This window comes from Paenibacillus humicus NBRC 102415 (assembly GCF_004000905.1).
GTDB classification, from domain to species: domain Bacteria; phylum Bacillota; class Bacilli; order Paenibacillales; family Paenibacillaceae; genus Paenibacillus_O; species Paenibacillus_O humicus.
Genome location: NZ_BIMD01000034.1, coordinates 47,307 through 63,665, shown reverse-complemented (window position 1 = coordinate 63,665; position 16,359 = coordinate 47,307). Strand labels below are relative to the sequence as shown.

The 16,359-nt window shown below is 60.5% G+C and carries 17 protein-coding genes; all 17 read right to left on the bottom strand.

Annotated elements, in window-relative coordinates; genetic code table 11:
- Positions 1-110: 110 nt before the first annotated feature.
- A complete protein-coding gene (gene lysS / locus PHU01S_RS18480; protein WP_048743660.1) occupies positions 111-1,625 on the bottom strand; it encodes a lysine--tRNA ligase in 1,515 nt (504 codons plus the stop codon).
- 103 nt (positions 1,626-1,728) lie between these two features.
- Positions 1,729-2,205 carry a transcription elongation factor GreA gene (greA, locus tag PHU01S_RS18475; RefSeq protein WP_048743662.1) on the bottom strand — a complete coding sequence of 159 codons (477 nt, stop codon included), beginning with the start codon at positions 2,203-2,205 and terminating at the stop codon, positions 1,729-1,731.
- Positions 2,206-2,450: 245 nt separating this feature from the next.
- Positions 2,451-3,464, bottom strand: coding sequence for a tRNA dihydrouridine synthase DusB (gene dusB, locus PHU01S_RS18470; protein WP_021878957.1), 1,014 nt, complete (start codon positions 3,462-3,464; stop codon positions 2,451-2,453).
- Between the two features lie 15 nt (positions 3,465-3,479).
- Positions 3,480-3,701 (bottom strand): helix-turn-helix domain-containing protein, encoded by a 222-nt coding sequence (locus PHU01S_RS18465; RefSeq protein ID WP_048743666.1) that lies wholly within the window; start codon positions 3,699-3,701, stop codon positions 3,480-3,482.
- The gene (gene folK / locus PHU01S_RS18460; RefSeq protein WP_049868655.1) at positions 3,653-4,177 is read right to left on the bottom strand and encodes a 2-amino-4-hydroxy-6-hydroxymethyldihydropteridine diphosphokinase; all 525 of its coding nucleotides are present in this window, start codon (positions 4,175-4,177) and stop codon (positions 3,653-3,655) included. The genes PHU01S_RS18465 and folK overlap by 49 nt, the downstream gene beginning before the upstream one ends.
- Positions 4,178-4,193: 16 nt before the next feature.
- The gene (gene folB / locus PHU01S_RS18455; RefSeq protein WP_127509063.1) at positions 4,194-4,580 is read right to left on the bottom strand and encodes a dihydroneopterin aldolase; all 387 of its coding nucleotides are present in this window, start codon (positions 4,578-4,580) and stop codon (positions 4,194-4,196) included.
- A gap of 34 nt (positions 4,581-4,614) precedes the next feature.
- A complete protein-coding gene (folP, locus tag PHU01S_RS18450) occupies positions 4,615-5,475 on the bottom strand; it encodes a dihydropteroate synthase (protein WP_127509060.1) in 861 nt (286 codons plus the stop codon).
- 106 nt (positions 5,476-5,581) lie between these two features.
- Positions 5,582-6,481, bottom strand: coding sequence for an aminotransferase class IV (locus tag PHU01S_RS18445; protein WP_048743673.1), 900 nt, complete (start codon positions 6,479-6,481; stop codon positions 5,582-5,584).
- Positions 6,478-7,053, bottom strand: coding sequence for an aminodeoxychorismate/anthranilate synthase component II (gene pabA / locus PHU01S_RS18440; protein ID WP_048743675.1), 576 nt, complete (start codon positions 7,051-7,053; stop codon positions 6,478-6,480). The genes PHU01S_RS18445 and pabA overlap by 4 nt, the downstream gene beginning before the upstream one ends.
- A gap of 15 nt (positions 7,054-7,068) precedes the next feature.
- On the bottom strand, positions 7,069-8,694 hold the full coding sequence (locus PHU01S_RS18435) for an anthranilate synthase component I family protein (protein ID WP_127509057.1): 1,626 nt from the start codon (positions 8,692-8,694) through the stop codon (positions 7,069-7,071).
- Between the two features lie 280 nt (positions 8,695-8,974).
- The gene (gene cysK / locus PHU01S_RS18430) at positions 8,975-9,916 is read right to left on the bottom strand and encodes a cysteine synthase A (RefSeq protein WP_048743677.1); all 942 of its coding nucleotides are present in this window, start codon (positions 9,914-9,916) and stop codon (positions 8,975-8,977) included.
- A gap of 126 nt (positions 9,917-10,042) precedes the next feature.
- Entirely contained in the window at positions 10,043-11,005 is a 963-nt protein-coding gene (locus PHU01S_RS18425; RefSeq protein WP_021878950.1) for a peptidylprolyl isomerase, read from the bottom strand.
- A gap of 15 nt (positions 11,006-11,020) precedes the next feature.
- Positions 11,021-11,938, bottom strand: a complete 918-nt coding sequence (hslO, locus tag PHU01S_RS18420; protein ID WP_048743680.1) for an Hsp33 family molecular chaperone HslO — start codon at positions 11,936-11,938, stop codon at positions 11,021-11,023.
- 105 nt (positions 11,939-12,043) lie between these two features.
- Positions 12,044-12,820, bottom strand: coding sequence for a type III pantothenate kinase (locus PHU01S_RS18415; RefSeq protein WP_021878948.1), 777 nt, complete (start codon positions 12,818-12,820; stop codon positions 12,044-12,046).
- Between the two features lie 3 nt (positions 12,821-12,823).
- The gene (gene nadC / locus PHU01S_RS18410) at positions 12,824-13,717 is read right to left on the bottom strand and encodes a carboxylating nicotinate-nucleotide diphosphorylase (RefSeq protein ID WP_127509075.1); all 894 of its coding nucleotides are present in this window, start codon (positions 13,715-13,717) and stop codon (positions 12,824-12,826) included.
- On the bottom strand, positions 13,701-15,326 hold the full coding sequence (gene nadB, locus PHU01S_RS18405) for an L-aspartate oxidase (RefSeq protein ID WP_049868652.1): 1,626 nt from the start codon (positions 15,324-15,326) through the stop codon (positions 13,701-13,703). Before nadB ends, nadC begins: the two co-directional genes overlap by 17 nt.
- 36 nt (positions 15,327-15,362) lie before the next feature.
- Entirely contained in the window at positions 15,363-16,301 is a 939-nt protein-coding gene (gene nadA / locus PHU01S_RS18400; RefSeq protein WP_048743683.1) for a quinolinate synthase NadA, read from the bottom strand.
- Positions 16,302-16,359 lie beyond the last annotated feature (58 nt).

The following is a 16,359-nucleotide window of genomic DNA, read 5'->3' as shown; positions in this document are numbered from 1 at the left end:
CCACATAGGCCAATGCAAGTGTTTTTTATAACTTTTTTCATTTCTTTATTGATAGCCTGCTAGAAAGAAGAAAAGCCCGCATAAAACCTAGGGTTTATGCGGGCTTTCAGCTATTCGTTTCTCATATGAGGGAAGAGAAGCACATCTCGGATAGAAGCCGAATCCGTCAGCAGCATCACTAGACGGTCGATGCCGATGCCGAGACCGCCTGTTGGCGGCATGCCGTATTCCAAAGCGCGGATGAAATCGTCATCCATCTCATGCGCCTCGTCGTTGCCCGCTTCCTTCTCCACCATCTGTGCCTCGAAGCGCTGGCGCTGGTCGATCGGATCGTTGAGCTCCGTGAAAGCATTGGCATGCTCGCGGGATACGATGAACAGCTCGAAGCGGTCCGTAAAGCGCGGGTCCTCATCGTTCTTCTTGGCGAGTGGAGAAATATCCACGGGATGGCCGGTTACGAACGTAGGCTGAACGAGCGTATGCTCCACGAAAGTCTCGAAGAAAGCATTGACGATATGGCCGTAGGTCATATGCGGCTCCACCGGAACCTTATGCTCCTGAGCCAGCTGCTGCGCTTCCTCAAGGGACAGCTGCTGCGTGAAATCGACTCCGGTCGCGTCCTTGATGAGTTCCATCATGGACACGCGGCGCCATGGGACGGTCAGATCCACTTGCTGGCCTTGATAGTCGATGACCGTGCTGCCATGCACCTCTTGGGCGATATGCGCGATGAGGTTCTCCGTCAGGGACATGATGTCCTTGTAGTCGGCATAGGCTTCGTAGAGCTCGATCATCGTAAATTCCGGATTGTGCCGAGTGCTCATGCCCTCGTTGCGATAGACGCGGCCGATCTCATATACTTTCTCGAGACCGCCGACGATCAGCCGCTTGAGGTGAAGCTCGATGGCGATCCTCATATAGAGCTGCATATCCAGCGCATTATGATGAGTAATGAACGGACGAGCGGCCGCTCCGCCGGCAATCGTATGGAGAGTCGGGGTTTCAACCTCGAGATAACCGAGAGAATCCAGGTAACGGCGCATGGACTGGATGATGCGGGAACGCAGGATGAACGTCTGCTGCACGTCCGGGTTGGTGATCAGATCGACGTAACGCTGGCGGTAGCGCTGTTCCACGTCTTTGAGTCCATGGAATTTGTCCGGCAAAGGAAGCAGCGACTTGCTGAGGACCGTTACTTCCTTCGCTTTGACGGAGATCTCTCCCGTCTTCGTTTTGAATACCGTGCCGTCGACGCCAACGATATCGCCGATATCGAGCAGGTCAAAAGCCTTGTACTGGCTTTCTTCGACCGAATCCTGACGGACATAGATCTGAATGCGGCCGGTCAGGTCCTGAATCGTGGCGAACGCGGCCTTGCCCATGCCGCGCTTGGTCATGATGCGGCCGGCGATACGAGCGGCAGCGCCCTTCTCCTCCAGCTCTTCCTTGGTCAGATCTCCGAATTCGGAAGCAATGCCGCCGGCTGTCGCCGTGCGCTCGAACTTGCTGCCGAACGGGTCCACGCCCAGATCGCGAAGCTCATCGAGCTTTGCCCGCCGAAGCTGCAGGAGCTCGCTTAGGTCCTGCTGTTCCTGTTGATCCACTGTGCCGTTCTCTTGACTCACTTGATCTTCATCTCCTTGCTTGTCTATCCCTTAAAAAAGCTCCCTATAGGTAGGAAGCTCTTGAATGGAAGTATAGCTGTTGGGTCTGGTCTGGGTGCCTGAATTACTTCTTGATGTCCAAGATCCGGTATTGAATGACGCCGGCCGGAACGTTGACCTCCACGGTCGTGCCCTTCTTCTTGCCGAGAATCGCCCGGCCGAGCGGGCTTTCATTGGAGATCTTGTTCTGCAGCGGATCGGATTCCGCCGTGCCGACAATGGCGTATTCAATCGTATCGCCGAACTCAAGGTCCTCGATCGTCACGATGGAGCCGATGCTTACCGTATCTACGGCGATATCGTCATTATTGATGATGCGCGCGTTGCGCAGCATTTTCTCAAGCGTAAGGATGCGGCCTTCGATAAAAGCTTGCTCGTTTTTGGCATCTTCATACTCGGAGTTTTCGCTGATGTCGCCATAACCGATAGCGACTTTGATCCGCTCGGCCACTTCGCGACGTTTCACGGATTTGAGATTCTCCAGTTCCTCTTCCAGCCTCTTGAGTCCGTCCTGAGTCAGAATCACTTCTTTGTCGCTCATTGCCGATTCTCCTGTCGTGGCGTATTTGCTTACCTCGCGTTGAAAGCGAAAGGAATTACAGCAGGATTCCCAGTGCCTGAAACCGTGTCCATAATCCACCAAGAACAGACGGCACAGGATTATATTGCAAGATTATATGCAATTGCACCCGGCGTGTCAATGAGAGGCCCCCGGCAAAGACGGCCGCCCGCGGGCACGCTTCCCGCAAGGGAAAGCGTCTTGCCGCGGGCGGCAGTGCTATGGCTTCAGTTGACCGCCGCTTCCGGTACGGCCGGCATCTGGGCATCCTGGCCGAGAGACCGGATATACTCGTTCAAGATGTTGACCATGACATCGCGGCTCGTCTCTTCCATGATGTTGTCCTTGATGCGGGCGGCGCCCTTGAGGCCTTTGAGATACCAGGCCAGATGCTTGCGCATCTCCTTCACGGCTACGGCCTCGCCTTTGAGCGCGATCAGCCGGTCCATGTGAAGGATGGCGATCTCCATCTTCTCCACGGCGTTCGGCTCCGGCAGCAGCTCGTCATGCGTGAGGTAATGGATCGTGCGGTAGAGCATCCAAGGGTTGCCGAGCGCCGCGCGTCCGATCATGACGCCGTCGCAGCCGGTTTCGGCGATCATGCGCTTGGCGTCCTCCGGGGTGTTGACGTCGCCGTTGCCGATGACCGGAATGCTCACCGCTTCCTTGGCCTGCCTAATGTAGCTCCAGTCGGCATGGCCCGTATACAGCTGCTCCCGGGTGCGTCCATGCACGCTGACGGCTTTGCCTCCGGCGCGTTCGACGGCGCGGGCGTTTTCGACCACGAAGATATGGTCGCTGTCCCAGCCGATCCTCATCTTGACCGTTACCGGCTTGTCGACGGCGTCGACGACCGAGCTGACCATCTCGTAGATCTTGTCGGGATTGAGCAGCCAGCGGGCGCCGGCATCGCATTTGGTCACCTTCGGCACCGGACAGCCCATGTTGATGTCGATGATGTCCGCATTCGTCTCCTTGTCGACGACTTTCGCAGCCTGGACAAGGGATCTGCGGTCTCCGCCGAAAATCTGCAGGCTGAGCGGCTTTTCGCGCTCATCCACGAACAGCATTTCGCGCGTGCGCTTGTTGCCGTGGACAATCGCCTTGTCGCTCACCATCTCCGCGCAAACGAGCCCGGTGCCGAACTCTTTGGCGATGAGCCGGAATGCAGGGTTGCAGACGCCCGCCATAGGAGCGAGAACGACATTATTCTTCATTTCGATATTTCCGATTTTAAGCATAACCGTTCCTTCCTTCTATCGCAGACCGCCGCTCGTCACGGCCGTCAATTCTTCATAGTCGATGCCGAGAGTGTCGGCGATCCGCCCGAGAAGCTTGGCTTCGGGCTTGCGCGTGCCGCGCTCGAGCGAGCCGAGCACCGCAACGGATACTTCCAGCTTGTCGGCCAGCTGCTGCTGGGTGAAGCCCTTCAGCTTCCGAAAGGCGCGGATCCGCTGCGCCAGTTGATCGTATTCCATTGAGCAATGCCTTCCTTTCCATCCCGTAATGCCGCGACCGCCATCGACTCCGCCTTGGCCAGCAGAGGGTGGCCCGGTTCCAGCACCTCGGCCAGGGGAACCATCACGAACGCCCGCTCCTCCATTCTAGGATGAGGGAGCTGCAGCTCTTCCTTATCCATGGACACATCTTCATATAAAAGCAGATCCAAATCAATCGTTCTCGGGCCGTTGCGGATATCGCGGACCCGGCCAAGCCGGCGCTCGATGTCGAGCATCAGGCGCAGCAGCTCCAGCGGATCGAGGCGCGTCCGCAGAGAAGCCGCCATATTGAGGAAAGCGGGCTGGTCGGCGTAACCGACCGGATCGGTCTCATACGCGGAGGATACCTCCTCCACGGACACGCCCTCGCTTCCGTCAAGCAGCTTCAACGCCTGCGCGAGCAGGTCCGCGCGTTTCCCTATGTTGGAGCCGAGGGCGATATAGGCCCTGCTCATAGTCCCGGCAGTCCCGCTATGCGGGTACGATTTCTCCATGCTCATCCCGCTTTCGCACCAGTTCGACGACAACGCCGTCGAAGTGGATCTCGAACGGAGGATTCGGTTTCGTCACGCGAACGGTCAATTCAGTAATGCCAGTATACGTCTCGAGCAGTGCAGTTGCAATACGGCCCGCCAGCGCCTCGATCAGCTTCACGGGCGGCCCTTCCACGATTTTCTTGGTCGCCGCATGCAGGTCGGCATAGTTGATGGAATGCTCCAGCTCGTCGGTGCGGGCGGCCTGCTCAAGATTCAGCTTGAGAACGAGGTCGACATGGAAGTTCTGCCCAAGCCGGTTCTCCTCCGGAAATACGCCATGATAACCGAAAAACCGCATGCCATTAAGTGTCATCTTGTCCATTGTCGGCCGGTCCATTCCTTTCTGTTCCAAAGTATCAGCGCGGGCCGTAGACGATCGCGTCTGTCATTGCGCATGTTTTGCGGATCGCATCGATATCGTGCACGCGAACGATCTGGCAGCCTTGGGCGATTCCAAGCGCCACCGTCGCTGCCGTTCCCTCGATCAGCTCTCCGACCGGCAGCCCGAGCGTGTCCCGGATGAACCGCTTGCGCGAAGTGCCGAGCAGCACCGGGTAGCCCAGCTCCGCCAGCTGTGACAAGCTCCCCATCAGCGCCACGTTGTCTTCATGGGTTTTGGCAAAGCCGATGCCGGGATCGAGCCAGATGTTCTCCTCGGCTACGCCCGCCGCCCTGGCGATCTCGACGCTTCCCTGAAGGTCGGAAACGACATCCGGTATGAGATCCTCGTAGTCCCTTTCCTGCCGGTTGTGGCTGATGATGACCGGGCAGCCGAACTCGGCGGCGGTATCGGCCATTCGGGAATCGAGCCGCAAACCCCATATATCGTTGATGATATGCGCGCCGGCTTGAAGCGCCGCCCTCGCCGTTTCGAACTTGTACGTATCGATGGAAAGAGGCATCTCCGGCAGCTCGAGGCGCAGCCTCTCGATCACGGGAACGACGCGCCGCAGCTCCTCCTCATGCGGAACAGGGGTGAAGCCGGGTCGGGTCGATTCTCCTCCGACATCGATGATGTCCGCGCCCTCACGCGCCATCTTCAGGGCGTGGCGCACCGCCTCATCCACCCGGGCATGGCGTCCGCCGTCGGAGAACGAATCCGGGGTCGCATTCAGGATGCCCATGATCAAGGTCCGCTCTCCAAGCTCCAGCCTGACGCCTCCCCCCAGCTCATACCGGCGCTTCGGCACGGCATGGCGCCGTTGACGGATATACATCGAATCCCCTCCTATAAAAAAACTTAATGAACCGGATAGCCTGCGGAATCTGCGGCCAGGCTTCAGCCGGAGCCTCGCAATACGCAAGCGGCTGCCGGATGTCCGATCAGGATCTGTCTATCCGCCAGCCGCTTCGCGCATCGGCCCGGTACAGGCCGAGGAGCTTGCTGCATATCGGACCCGCCGCCGCTCCTGCACGTGGATGGGCGAGCTTCCCCGAGCCGTCAGCCAGCGCGGTTGCGGGAACCAGCTCCTGCACCGACCCGGTCGTCCAAACCTCGTCCGCCTCCAATAGATCCTCCCACCGGTACAGTCCTTCCTCGACCGGCATTCCCGCTTCCCGCGCCAGCTCCATGACGCGGCCGCGCGTAATTCCGGGCAGAATCCCCGTCTCCAGGGACGGCGTGCGGACGATGCCGCCCGAGACGAAAAACAGATTGCTGACGATTCCCTCCGCCAGCCATCCTTCCGCTGTCAGCATCAGCCCTTCGGACCCGGCCGAAGCTCCGGAGGCCATCAGCTCCTGCTTGGCCGCGATGCTGTTCATGTAATGCAGCGACTTCATCCGGATGCCGAGCTCGGGCGTATTCCGCGGCGTCCCCAGCAGGCGCAGCTCGCGTCCGCGGACATGCAGCTCCGGAGTTGCCGGCGGAAGATTCTTGACCATGACGATCTCCGAAGGCGAGGCGTAAGGCCCGGCCGGCAAGCCGAGCCCTTCGTCGCCGGCGGACACCGTCATGCGGACATAGGCATCGCCGTCGATTGCTGCGGCAGCCATCACATCGCGGACCAGCCTGCGGATCCGATCCGGTTCAGCCCGATAGGAGATTTGCAGCCGCGCGCAGCCGTCCTCCAGCCGCCGCAGGTGCCTCTCCAGCAAATAAGGCTCGCCTCCGTAGGTGCGGAACGTCTCGAACAATCCCATTCCATATAAAAATCCGTGGTCGAAAACCGAGATGCGGACATCTTCGGAATCGGCCACGGATCCGTTATAACCAATCTTCATCGAACGGCCGTCTCCGACAGGAAGTTGCGCAGCAGAGCCAATCCGTTCTCCGTAATGATGGATTCCGGATGGAACTGCACGCCTTCAACGGCATATTTCTTGTGCCGCAAGCCCATGATTTCGCCCTCGGCCGTCTCAGCCGTGATCTCCAGCTCGTCCGGCAGCGTCTCGCGCCGCACGATGAGGGAGTGGTAGCGTGTCGCGGTGAACGGCGACGGCAGGCCGCGGAATACGCCCCTTCCCTCGTGAAGGATCGGAGACGTCTTGCCGTGCATGAGCCGCTCCGCCCGCACCACCTCGCCTCCGAAGGCTTGTCCGATCGCCTGGTGCCCCAGGCAGACGCCGAAGATCGGAATCTCGCCCTTGAAGCGCTCGATCAGAGCGAGGCTGATGCCGGCTTCGTTCGGAGAGCAAGGTCCCGGAGAGATCAGGATGTGGTCCGGAGCAAGCCCGGCGACCTCCTCCAGCGTAATCTCGTCATTGCGCTTCACGACGATCTCTTCGTTCAGCTCGCCCAGGTACTGCACGAGGTTGTACGTGAAGGAATCGTAATTGTCGAGTACGAGAATCATTTCGAAAGCCCCCTGTCAGTTGGTGTCGGATGCCGGCGCGGCATCCGCGGCGCGGTGCAGCTCCGCGTATTGGAAAGCGCGCCACAGCGCTCTTGCCTTGCTGATGGATTCCTTGTATTCCCGCTCGGGGTCGGAGTCGATCACGATGCCCGCCCCGGCCTGGATATGCACTTGGCCGTCCAGGACGGCCATCGTGCGGATAATAATATTAAATTCCATATCCCCGCTGTAGTCAATCCAGCCCATCGAGCCCGTATACGGACCGCGGCGTACCGGTTCCAGCTCCTCGATGATTTCCATCGTGCGGATTTTTGGGGCGCCGGTAATCGTCCCTCCGGGAAACACTCCGGCGATGACGTCGAATGCATCGAGTCCTTCGGCCAGACGGCCTTCCACCTGGGAAGCCAGATGCATGACATGGGAGTACCGCTCCACCGCCATCAGCTCCTCCACGCGCACGCTGCCGTAGCTCGACACACGTCCGAGATCGTTGCGTTCCAGGTCTACGAGCATGATATGCTCGGCGGTCTCCTTCTCGCTCGTCCTGAGCTCCCGCTCCATCGCGGCATCCTCCTCCGGAGTTCGCCCGCGCCGCCTAGTCCCCGCGATCGGACGCGTGGCCAGCCGCCCGTCCTTCATCTCGACGAGCAGCTCCGGCGAGGCGGACACCAGCTGGAAGCCCGGCGTGCGGAGCAAGCCCATATACGGAGAAGGATTGATGAGGCGAAGCCATTCGTACAGCTCTTCCGGCGATGTCTCCGTCCGGCATTGCTGCCTGAGCGAGAGATTGACTTGAAAGACGTCGCCCGCCGCGATGTAATCCTGGATCCGGCGGACCGCATTCATATAGCGGTCCTTGAGGAACGGGCTGGCGGCCCCCTCCGGCACATCCGCGAATGGAGGGGCGGAGCCGTCCCGCTCCCGCTCCAGGAGCTGGCGCCGAGAATCCGCAAGCTCCGCTGCCGCACCGGATGAGGCGCTCCAGTCCGCCCATTCCCGAAGCATTTCTTCCGTACGGACGACAGCCGCATCGTATGCGGCTCTCCTGGCGCCTGCACCGGCCTGGCCGGTCAGAGGGACATGAACCGAAGCGAACAGCAGCCGCTTCTTGCGGTCGACGATCCACAGCTCGTCCAGCCGCATGAACAGATAGTCCGGCAAGCCGAGATCGTCTTCGGCCAGCTCCGGGAGGCGCTCGATGGAGCGGATGATGTCATAGCTCCAGAATCCGCCGATGCCTCCGGTCCATGCCGGACCTTCTCCCGCAGGAAGCCTCGGACCGTCCGATCCTCGCATCCAGCGCCTGACCGCCTCCAGCGGAGCGGCCTCGAAGCGCTCGACCAGCTCGTAATCTGCCCGGCCGCCCTTTCCGAGCCGAAGCCGGAGCTGTTCGGCATAGCCGCCCTTGCCCTGCAGCAGCTCGGCGGGCCGCCGTCCCATATAGGTGTACCTTCCGCTTTTGCCGCTCTCCAGGACGATCGAGCAAGGCCCCGCCTCCAGCCACATCCGTTCCCAGGATTCCGGCAGCAGGCTCTCCTCCGGCAGAGGCAGTCTGGCCAGCACCGGCAAGGTCGTGTACTCCTTCTCCCCGCCCAGCCAAGATTCCCACTGCTCCCAAGACGTGACTCCGAATTCTGTCATGGCCCCGCTTCCCCCGTTCATGCATCGTCCTCTTCTCTATCGACTGATCGTATCCTTTTGATTGTTCAAAATCAAGCTGAAAAAGGCGCCATATCCCTGATTGTAATCCGCCTGCCTCCGAAAGCGCCTGCCATGAAAATAAGGAACCCCGCCTACGCGGGATGCGTTTCCGGCCATGAAAAAACCGCCCCGCGCCATCGATAGAGATGGCGTCGGAACGGTTTGCCCTGCGTGAAGACTCTGCCTCCGATCGTCGGAGAGCCTTCGTGTTATCCGGAACCTAGTTCTCGAAGTTGAACAGCGGCGTGCTCAGGTAGCGCTCTCCGTTGCTCGGAACGACCGCGATGACGCGCTTGCCCGGGCCCAGCTTCTTGGCCACCTGCAGCGCGGCAGAGATGGCTGCGCCGGAGCTGATCCCGACGAGCAGGCCTTCTTCCTTGGCGGCGCGGCGCGCAAACTCGAATGCTTCCTCGTTCTCGACCGTAATGACTTCATCGTAGATCTCGCGATCCAGGATGTCCGGAATGAAGTTGGCGCCGATGCCCTGGATCTTGTGCCCGCCCGGCTTGCCGCCGGACAGCAGCGGGGATGCCGCAGGCTCGACCGCGACGATGTGGATGTTCGGGAAGCTCTTGCGCAGCACCTCGCCCGTGCCGCTGATCGTGCCGCCGGTGCCGATGCCCGCCACGAACGCGTCCAGCTTGCCGTCGTAGCCGTTGATCGCCTCGACGATCTCCGGTCCCGTCGTCTCGCGGTGGACCTTGACGTTGGCCGGGTTCTTGAACTGCTGCGGGATGAAGTAGTTCTCGTTCTCCTCCGCCAGCTGCTCCGCCTTCTTGACGGCGCCGTTCATTCCTTCGGCTCCTGGCGTCAGCACCAGCTCCGCGCCGTAAGCGCGAAGCAGGTTGCGGCGCTCAAGGCTCATCGTCTCCGGCATGACGAGCACGGAACGGTAGCCCTTGGCTGCAGCAACCATGGCCAGGCCGATTCCCGTGTTGCCGCTCGTCGGTTCGACGATCGTCGTCACGCCCGGCTGGATCAGACCTTGCTCTTCCGCAACGTTGATCATGCTGATGGCGATGCGGTCCTTGACGCTGGAGCCCGGGTTCTGATATTCCAGCTTCACGTACACTTCGGCGCTTCCCTCCGGCACCAAGCGGTTCAAGCGGACAAGCGGCGTATCTCCGATCAGTTCGGTTACATTCTGCACAATTCTGGCCATAGTCAACTGCCTCCTCATCTATATTCCGACTAAAATAGTAGGTTATTAGCTGTTTCTATCTTAACAAGGCCTTTCGGCCCTTGTCAATAGAATCGCGGAGGACAGCATGAACGTATCGTCATTTCGCTATCCTTTGGTCGGTTCCGATGTCGGATCGGGCAGCACCGATGCCTGATAGTGCTTGAGAAGCTTCTCTTCCCCATCCTTCAGGGATCCCGCTTCGTCCAGGGCGATCATGCGCTTGACCCGCTCGCGCATGGCGGCCTTGCCGGGGTCCGGAGGCGTGATCCGCTCCAGCAGCTCAATGACCGCATAACCTCCGGCCACCTCCACGGGACCTGCGATGTCGCCGGGCTGCAGGCCGGCGGCCGCCTTGGCCGCCCCCGGGTCGAGGAATGGATCCCGCTCGTCGATCAGCCCGAGATCTCCGCCGTTCGAAGCCGTTCCTTCATCCAGGGATTCCCGCTGCGCCAGCTCCTCGAAGCCGGCCCCCTGCTCCAGCTCATCCAGCACCGCAGAGGCCTTGTCCGAATCCGGAAGGACGATCCAGCGAAGATGCAGGCGCGAGGAAGCGGAGAGCTCCGCCTGATGCTCCTTCATATAAGCGTCTACTTCCTTGTCCGAAACCTCGATGCCGCGCGTCATCCACTTCTCCAGAAGCAGGCGGTACATGGCGTCGCTCCATACGTCATCCCGGCTCATGCCGAGCTGCTCCTTCATTTCCCGGTAGAAGGCGTCCTCATCCTCGTATCCTTCCATCTGGGAAGCCAGCTCCGACTGAATCTCTTCGGCCGTCACTTCCAGGCTCCCCTTGGCGCTCTCCTGGTCCAGCGCGCTGCGCAGCATCAGCATCCTCAGCACACTGTCCCCGTACTGCTTCTTGAGCTGCTCCACCCAATCCGAATTCCGGATCGCCTGATCCCCGACGACAGCCGCTTCGCCGTCCGAGCCTCCGGCTCCCGCTCCGGACGCGTCGACCGATCCGGGAGCCGACTCGGGAAGCTGCTGGATGACAACAAAAACGGCGAGCACGATCATGCAGACCGCCTGCAAGCCGATGATTCCCTTGAGCATTTTGTCCTTGCCCATATCGCCCGTCTTCCCTTACCCGTTCTTGCCGGCGGTGGCTTCTTGAAGCAGCCTTTCCAGATGAGGCTTGTCGAACGTGTAGGCCTCGTTGCAGAAGTGGCAGACGACCTCAGCCGATCCTTCCTCTTCGATCAAGTTTCTCAGCTCGGTCTCGCCCATGCTGATCAGCGTCTGCTCCACCTTTTCGGCAGAGCATTGGCAGACGAACTTCACGTCCATCGTCTCATGCACAGTCAGCTCGTCGCCGACGACCCACCGCAGAATTTCTTCCGGGGTCTCACCTTGATCCAAAAGGGCCGTGACATGCGGCAGCCCGCCCAGAGCCGTCTCGAGCCGCCCGATCTCCTCATCGGTCAAGCCCGGCAGCAGCTGGAGAATGAAGCCTCCTGCATGCAGCACCTTTCCGTCCACGTCCACCAGCACGCCTACTCCAACCGCCGAAGGCGTCTGCTCGGAGGAAGCGAAGTAATAGGTGAAATCCTCGCCCAGCTCGCCGGATACGATTGGAACGCTGCCGCGATAAGGCTCCTTGAGGCCCAGATCCTTGGTGACATGGACGAAGCCCGTCGTACCGACGACGCCGGCCACATCGAGCTTGCCGAGCGAATTGCTCGGCACATGCGCCTCCGGGTTGTCGACATAACCGCGCACCTCTCCCTTGGCGTTGGCATCAACGACGATCTGGCCGATCGGACCGTCGCCCTTGACCTGAAGCGTCAGCTTCTCCTCGCCCTTGAGCATCATCCCCATCATCGACCCGATCGTCGCTGTGCGTCCCAGCGCTGCGGAAGCGGTCGGGTAGGTTCCGTGACGCCGCTGCAGCTCGCCGACCAGCTCGGTCGTGCGCGCCGCGAATACGCGGACTTTGCCGCCCCATGCCGTTCCCCGGACGAGATAGTCGCCCTCGCGGGTTCCTTCCTTGTAATCGCTCATCAATGAATCCCTCCTTGTCCTCTGTTGGTTTCTTCATTGCCGTTGACTCAATGCTTCAGTCGGCGCCGCTCAATCCTATCTCAATTTGCTCTTTCTCCGGCTTCATTAACCATGCTGGTCCTGGTTGCGCTCGTAAATGATGCGCAGCCCTTCGAGCGTGAGCAGCTGGTCCACCTTCTCGATCGTCTCCGATTCCGCCGCGATCATGTCGGCCAGGCCGCCCGTCGCGATGACGCGCGGATCGGTTCCGAACTCCTGGCGGATCCGGCGGACGATGCCGTCCACCTGTCCGGCATAGCCGAAAATGATGCCGGCCTGCATTGAAGTCACAGGATTGCGGCCGATGACGCTGCGCGGCCGGACAAGCTCGATGCGCGGCAGCTTGGCCGCTTTCTGGTAAAGCGCTTCCGTCGAGATGCCGATGCCCGGCACGATGGCGCCGCCCAGATAAGCGCCGCTCGGATCGATATAATCGAAGGTCGTCGCCGTACCGAAATCGACGACGATGAGCGGCGAGCCGTATTTCTCGATGCCGGCGACAGAATTCACGATGCGGTCCGCTCCGACCTCGCGCGGATTCTCGTACCGGATGTTGAGGCCCGTCTTGATGCCGGGACCGATGACGAGAGGGGAGTGCCGAAGGTAGTTGACCGACAGCTGCTCCAGCGTCCTCATGAGCGGCGGCACGACCGAAGAGACGACGACTCCGTCGATGGAATCGATGGAGATGCCGGCGAATTGGAAGAAGTTGTACACCATCATGCCGTACTCGTCGCTCGTCGCCGAGCGGTTGGTGCTCATGCGCCAGTGATGGAGCAGCTCCTGTCCGCGGTAGATGCCGAGCACGATATTCGTATTGCCTACGTCGATGACGACAATCACGGATTACGACCTCCCCTTCTTGCCGCCCAGGTCGAGGCTGATATCGAGAGCTTCGAACGAATACGTGAGGGCGCCGACGGAAATGATGTCCACGCCGGTCTCGGCGATGGCCCGGATCGTTTCCAGCCGCACCCCGCCCGACGCTTCCGTAAGGACATGGGGAGAACGGCTCTTGATCAGACGAACGGCCTCCGCCATAAGCTCCGGCTTCATATTGTCGAGCATGATGATGTCCGCGCCGCAATCAAGAGCTTCGCCGACCTGCTCCATCGATTCCGTCTCGACCTCGATCTTCATCGTGTGCGGGATGACGGAACGGGACGCGATCACGGCCGCGGTGATGCCGCCGGCTCCCTTGATATGGTTGTCCTTGATCATGACGGCGTCGTACAAGCCGAAGCGGTGATTGGCGCCGCCGCCGACGCGGACGGCGTACTTCTCCAGCATCCGGTGGCCCGGAGTCGTCTTGCGGGTGTCGACCAGACGAGTCGGGAGCCCGTCAAGAATGTCGACGAAGCGGCTTGTCTTGGTGGCGATGCCCGACAAGCGCTGCATCAGGTTGAGCGCGAGCCGCTCGCCCGTCAAAATGCTGTGCGTGCTGCCTTCCACCTCGGCGATGACGGTTCCCGCCGTTACCCGGTCGCCGTCCTTTGCATGAGCCGTGAAGGCAAGGGATGGATCGACGACCGAAAAGACGGTCTGCGCGACGGGCAGGCCGGCGATAATCCCGTCTTCCTTGACGTGGATGACGGCTTTCATGTTGCTGCCAGCCGGAATGGTCGTGCGGGTCGTCACATCCCCGGTGCCGATATCCTCGGCCAGCCAGCTCTGAACGCTGTCGCGAAGACTTTTGTCATAACCGCCGAGGCCAAGGCCGGCCTCAAATTGCTGATCCATCATATACCGATTCCTCCGTAATGCCCTGCACTCGGTGCAGAACCGTATGTTTGCGCCAATTGCGGTCATCCCGCTGAGGATGATCCACCCGGTAATGCGCGCCTCGGCTTTCCTCGCGGGCAGCCGCGGACTCCGCGGTCAGCATGGAGATGGTCAGCAGATTGGCGAACTCGAAATCTTCCCATTTGGCCATGACCGACGAAAGGAACGGCAATTGCCTCTTCAGCTCGACAAGCCCTTTGGCCAGGCTGTCCGCGCTGCGGCGCAAGCCGACATAGCGAACCATGACCTTCTGCAGCTTGAGCCGCTTCTCCACGACCGCCTGTCTGGAGATGGCGCTATGCTCTTCCTTTTCTTCCCGTACATGAACCGCGCCCTCAAGCGGCGGCAGCTCCTCGATGCGGTGGATGATGCGGCGCCCGAACACGATCGCCTCCGACAGCGAGTTGCTCGCCAGCCGGTTGGCGCCATGCACCCCGGTCGAAGACACTTCGCCGCAGGCGAACAGGCGGGAGAGATTCGTCTCTCCGTTCAGATCCGTCTTGACGCCGCCCATCGTATAATGGGCCGCCGGAGCGACCGGAATCCAGTCCGTCGTCAAATCGAGGCCGTACTGCAGGCAGGTTTCGTAGATCGTCGGGAACCGGTGGCGGATCATCTCCTCCGACTCATGCGTCACGTCCAGATAGACGAATGTCGACCGCGTCTGCTCCAGCTCGCTGACGATGGCATTGGCGACGACGTCGCGCGGCGCCAGCTCCAGCTGAGGATGGTATCGCTCCATGAAGCGGTCGCCGCGGATGTTGCGCAGAACGGCCCCTTCTCCCCGGACAGCCTCCGAAATGAGGAAGCGGGGCGCGCCCGGGTAGCAAAGCGTTGTCGGATGGAACTGAATGAATTCCATGTCTCTTATGTAGGCTCCGGCACGGTAAGCCATCGCGACGCCGTCTCCGGTCGCTACTTCCGGATTGGTCGTATACCGGAACATCTGCCCAGTGCCGCCGGTGCACAGGATGGTCGCCTTGCCGCGCACGAATACCCGGCTGCCGTCCGGCTTCTGCACAAGGGCGCCGCAGCATTCATTGTCCCGCGTGATGAGGTCGATGGCGAAGTGGTCGTCCCATACCTCGATCCTCTCGGCGGCCATCGCCTTCTCCGACAAGGCGCGGACGATCTCGAAGCCGGTCGCGTCGCCGTTGGCGTGCAGGATGCGGCGCTGGCTGTGCGCGCCTTCCTTCGTCAAGGCGAATTCCCCGTTCTCGAGGTCGAACTGCGTGCCCATGCCGATCAGGCTGCGCACGCCCTTGGGCCCTTCATGCACCAGCACCTCGACAGCGTCGCGGTCGCACAGGCCGGCGCCGGCCACGAGCGTGTCCTCCAGATGGAAGTCGGGAGAATCCTCGTCGGAAATGACGGCGGCAATGCCTCCCTGCGCATAACGCGTGTTGCTGTCCATGAGCGATTTCTTGGTGATCATCAGGACCGAGTTCCGTTCGCTGGCCCGTATAGCGGTAAAAAGACCGGCAATGCCGGCCCCGATGACGATGACATCCTTCTCCACGACAGGCAGCTCGTCGAGATTCAGATCGACTAAATATCTAGGTATCATAGGTGCAAGCTCCTCCGGACATGGGAGTAGCGCATGCTACTTCACCAGCAGCATGCGCTCCAGGGACAGGCGCGCCTTGTCGGCAACGGCATCCGGCACATAGATTTGCGGAGACATGTTTTCCAGGCAGCGGACCAGCTTCTTGAGGTTGTTGACCTTCATGTTGGGGCATACCAGGTATTTGGTCGCGAAATGGAACGTCTTGTCCGGGCTGTCCAGACGAAGCTGGTAGCCGGTGCCGTCCTCGGTTCCGACGATGAATTCCTTATTGGGCGATTCCTTGCAATATTTGATGATGGCCGTCGTGCTTCCGACAAAATCGCCGAGCTCGACGACTTCCGGACGGCATTCGGGATGGACGACAAATTCCGCGTTCGGATATTTGGCCTTCATTTCCTCGACGTCCTTGACGGTCAGCATGTCATGGGTATTGCAGTAGCCTTCCCAGATGATCATCTTCTTGTCGGTCTTCTGCTGGACATAATGGCCCAGGTTCTTGTCCGGCACCCAGATGATCTCGTCGCTGTCGACCGAGTTGACGACCTTCACGGCGTTGGCCGACGTGCAGCAAATATCCGTCTCCGCCTTGATCTCGGCCGAAGAGTTGATATACGTGACGACCTTCGCATTGGGATGCTGCGCCTTCAGCTTGCGCAGGCCCTCGACATTGACCATGTCCGCCATCGGGCAGCCGGCCCGCTCGTCGGGAATGATGACGGTCTTGTTCGGAGCCAGAATCTTGGCGCTCTCGCCCATGAAGTGGACGCCGCAGAATACGATCGTATCGGCGTCGGTTTCAGCCGCCTTTTGCGCCAGCAGGAACGAATCCCCCCGGAAATCGGCGACCTCCTGAATTTCATCCCTCTGATAATAGTGGGCGAGAATGATGGCGTTGCGTTCTTTCTTCAGCTGCAGCAGCCTCTCGCGCAGTTCCCGGTTCTGTTCCGCCTTGCGCTCCAGAGCCAAAGCTTCCACGTCGATCCATCTCCTTCGAAGTCCGTCGCTTCCATGCGTCAGCACAGGCGCGGACCCG

What these genes read in the sequence shown, in the direction of transcription:
- nadB (WP_049868652.1), bottom strand. Translation starts at nt 15,326, where the DNA reads ATGATACCTAGATATTTAGTCGATCTGAATCTCGACGAGCTGCCTGTC.
- cysK (WP_048743677.1), bottom strand. Translation starts at nt 9,916, where the DNA reads ATGGCCAGAATTGTGCAGAATGTAACCGAACTGATCGGAGATACGCCG.
- folB (WP_127509063.1), bottom strand. Translation starts at nt 4,580, where the DNA reads ATGGACAAGATGACACTTAATGGCATGCGGTTTTTCGGTTATCATGGC.
- PHU01S_RS18425 (WP_021878950.1), bottom strand. Translation starts at nt 11,005, where the DNA reads ATGGGCAAGGACAAAATGCTCAAGGGAATCATCGGCTTGCAGGCGGTC.
- folK (WP_049868655.1), bottom strand. Translation starts at nt 4,177, where the DNA reads ATGAGCAGGGCCTATATCGCCCTCGGCTCCAACATAGGGAAACGCGCG.
- nadC (WP_127509075.1), bottom strand. Translation starts at nt 13,717, where the DNA reads ATGGATCAGCAATTTGAGGCCGGCCTTGGCCTCGGCGGTTATGACAAA.
- PHU01S_RS18435 (WP_127509057.1), bottom strand. Translation starts at nt 8,694, where the DNA reads ATGACAGAATTCGGAGTCACGTCTTGGGAGCAGTGGGAATCTTGGCTG.
- hslO (WP_048743680.1), bottom strand. Translation starts at nt 11,938, where the DNA reads ATGAGCGATTACAAGGAAGGAACCCGCGAGGGCGACTATCTCGTCCGG.
- pabA (WP_048743675.1), bottom strand. Translation starts at nt 7,053, where the DNA reads ATGATTCTCGTACTCGACAATTACGATTCCTTCACGTACAACCTCGTG.
- greA (WP_048743662.1), bottom strand. Translation starts at nt 2,205, where the DNA reads ATGAGCGACAAAGAAGTGATTCTGACTCAGGACGGACTCAAGAGGCTG.
- dusB (WP_021878957.1), bottom strand. Translation starts at nt 3,464, where the DNA reads ATGCTTAAAATCGGAAATATCGAAATGAAGAATAATGTCGTTCTCGCT.
- PHU01S_RS18445 (WP_048743673.1), bottom strand. Translation starts at nt 6,481, where the DNA reads ATGAAGATTGGTTATAACGGATCCGTGGCCGATTCCGAAGATGTCCGC.
- PHU01S_RS18465 (WP_048743666.1), bottom strand. Translation starts at nt 3,701, where the DNA reads ATGGAATACGATCAACTGGCGCAGCGGATCCGCGCCTTTCGGAAGCTG.
- folP (WP_127509060.1), bottom strand. Translation starts at nt 5,475, where the DNA reads ATGTATATCCGTCAACGGCGCCATGCCGTGCCGAAGCGCCGGTATGAG.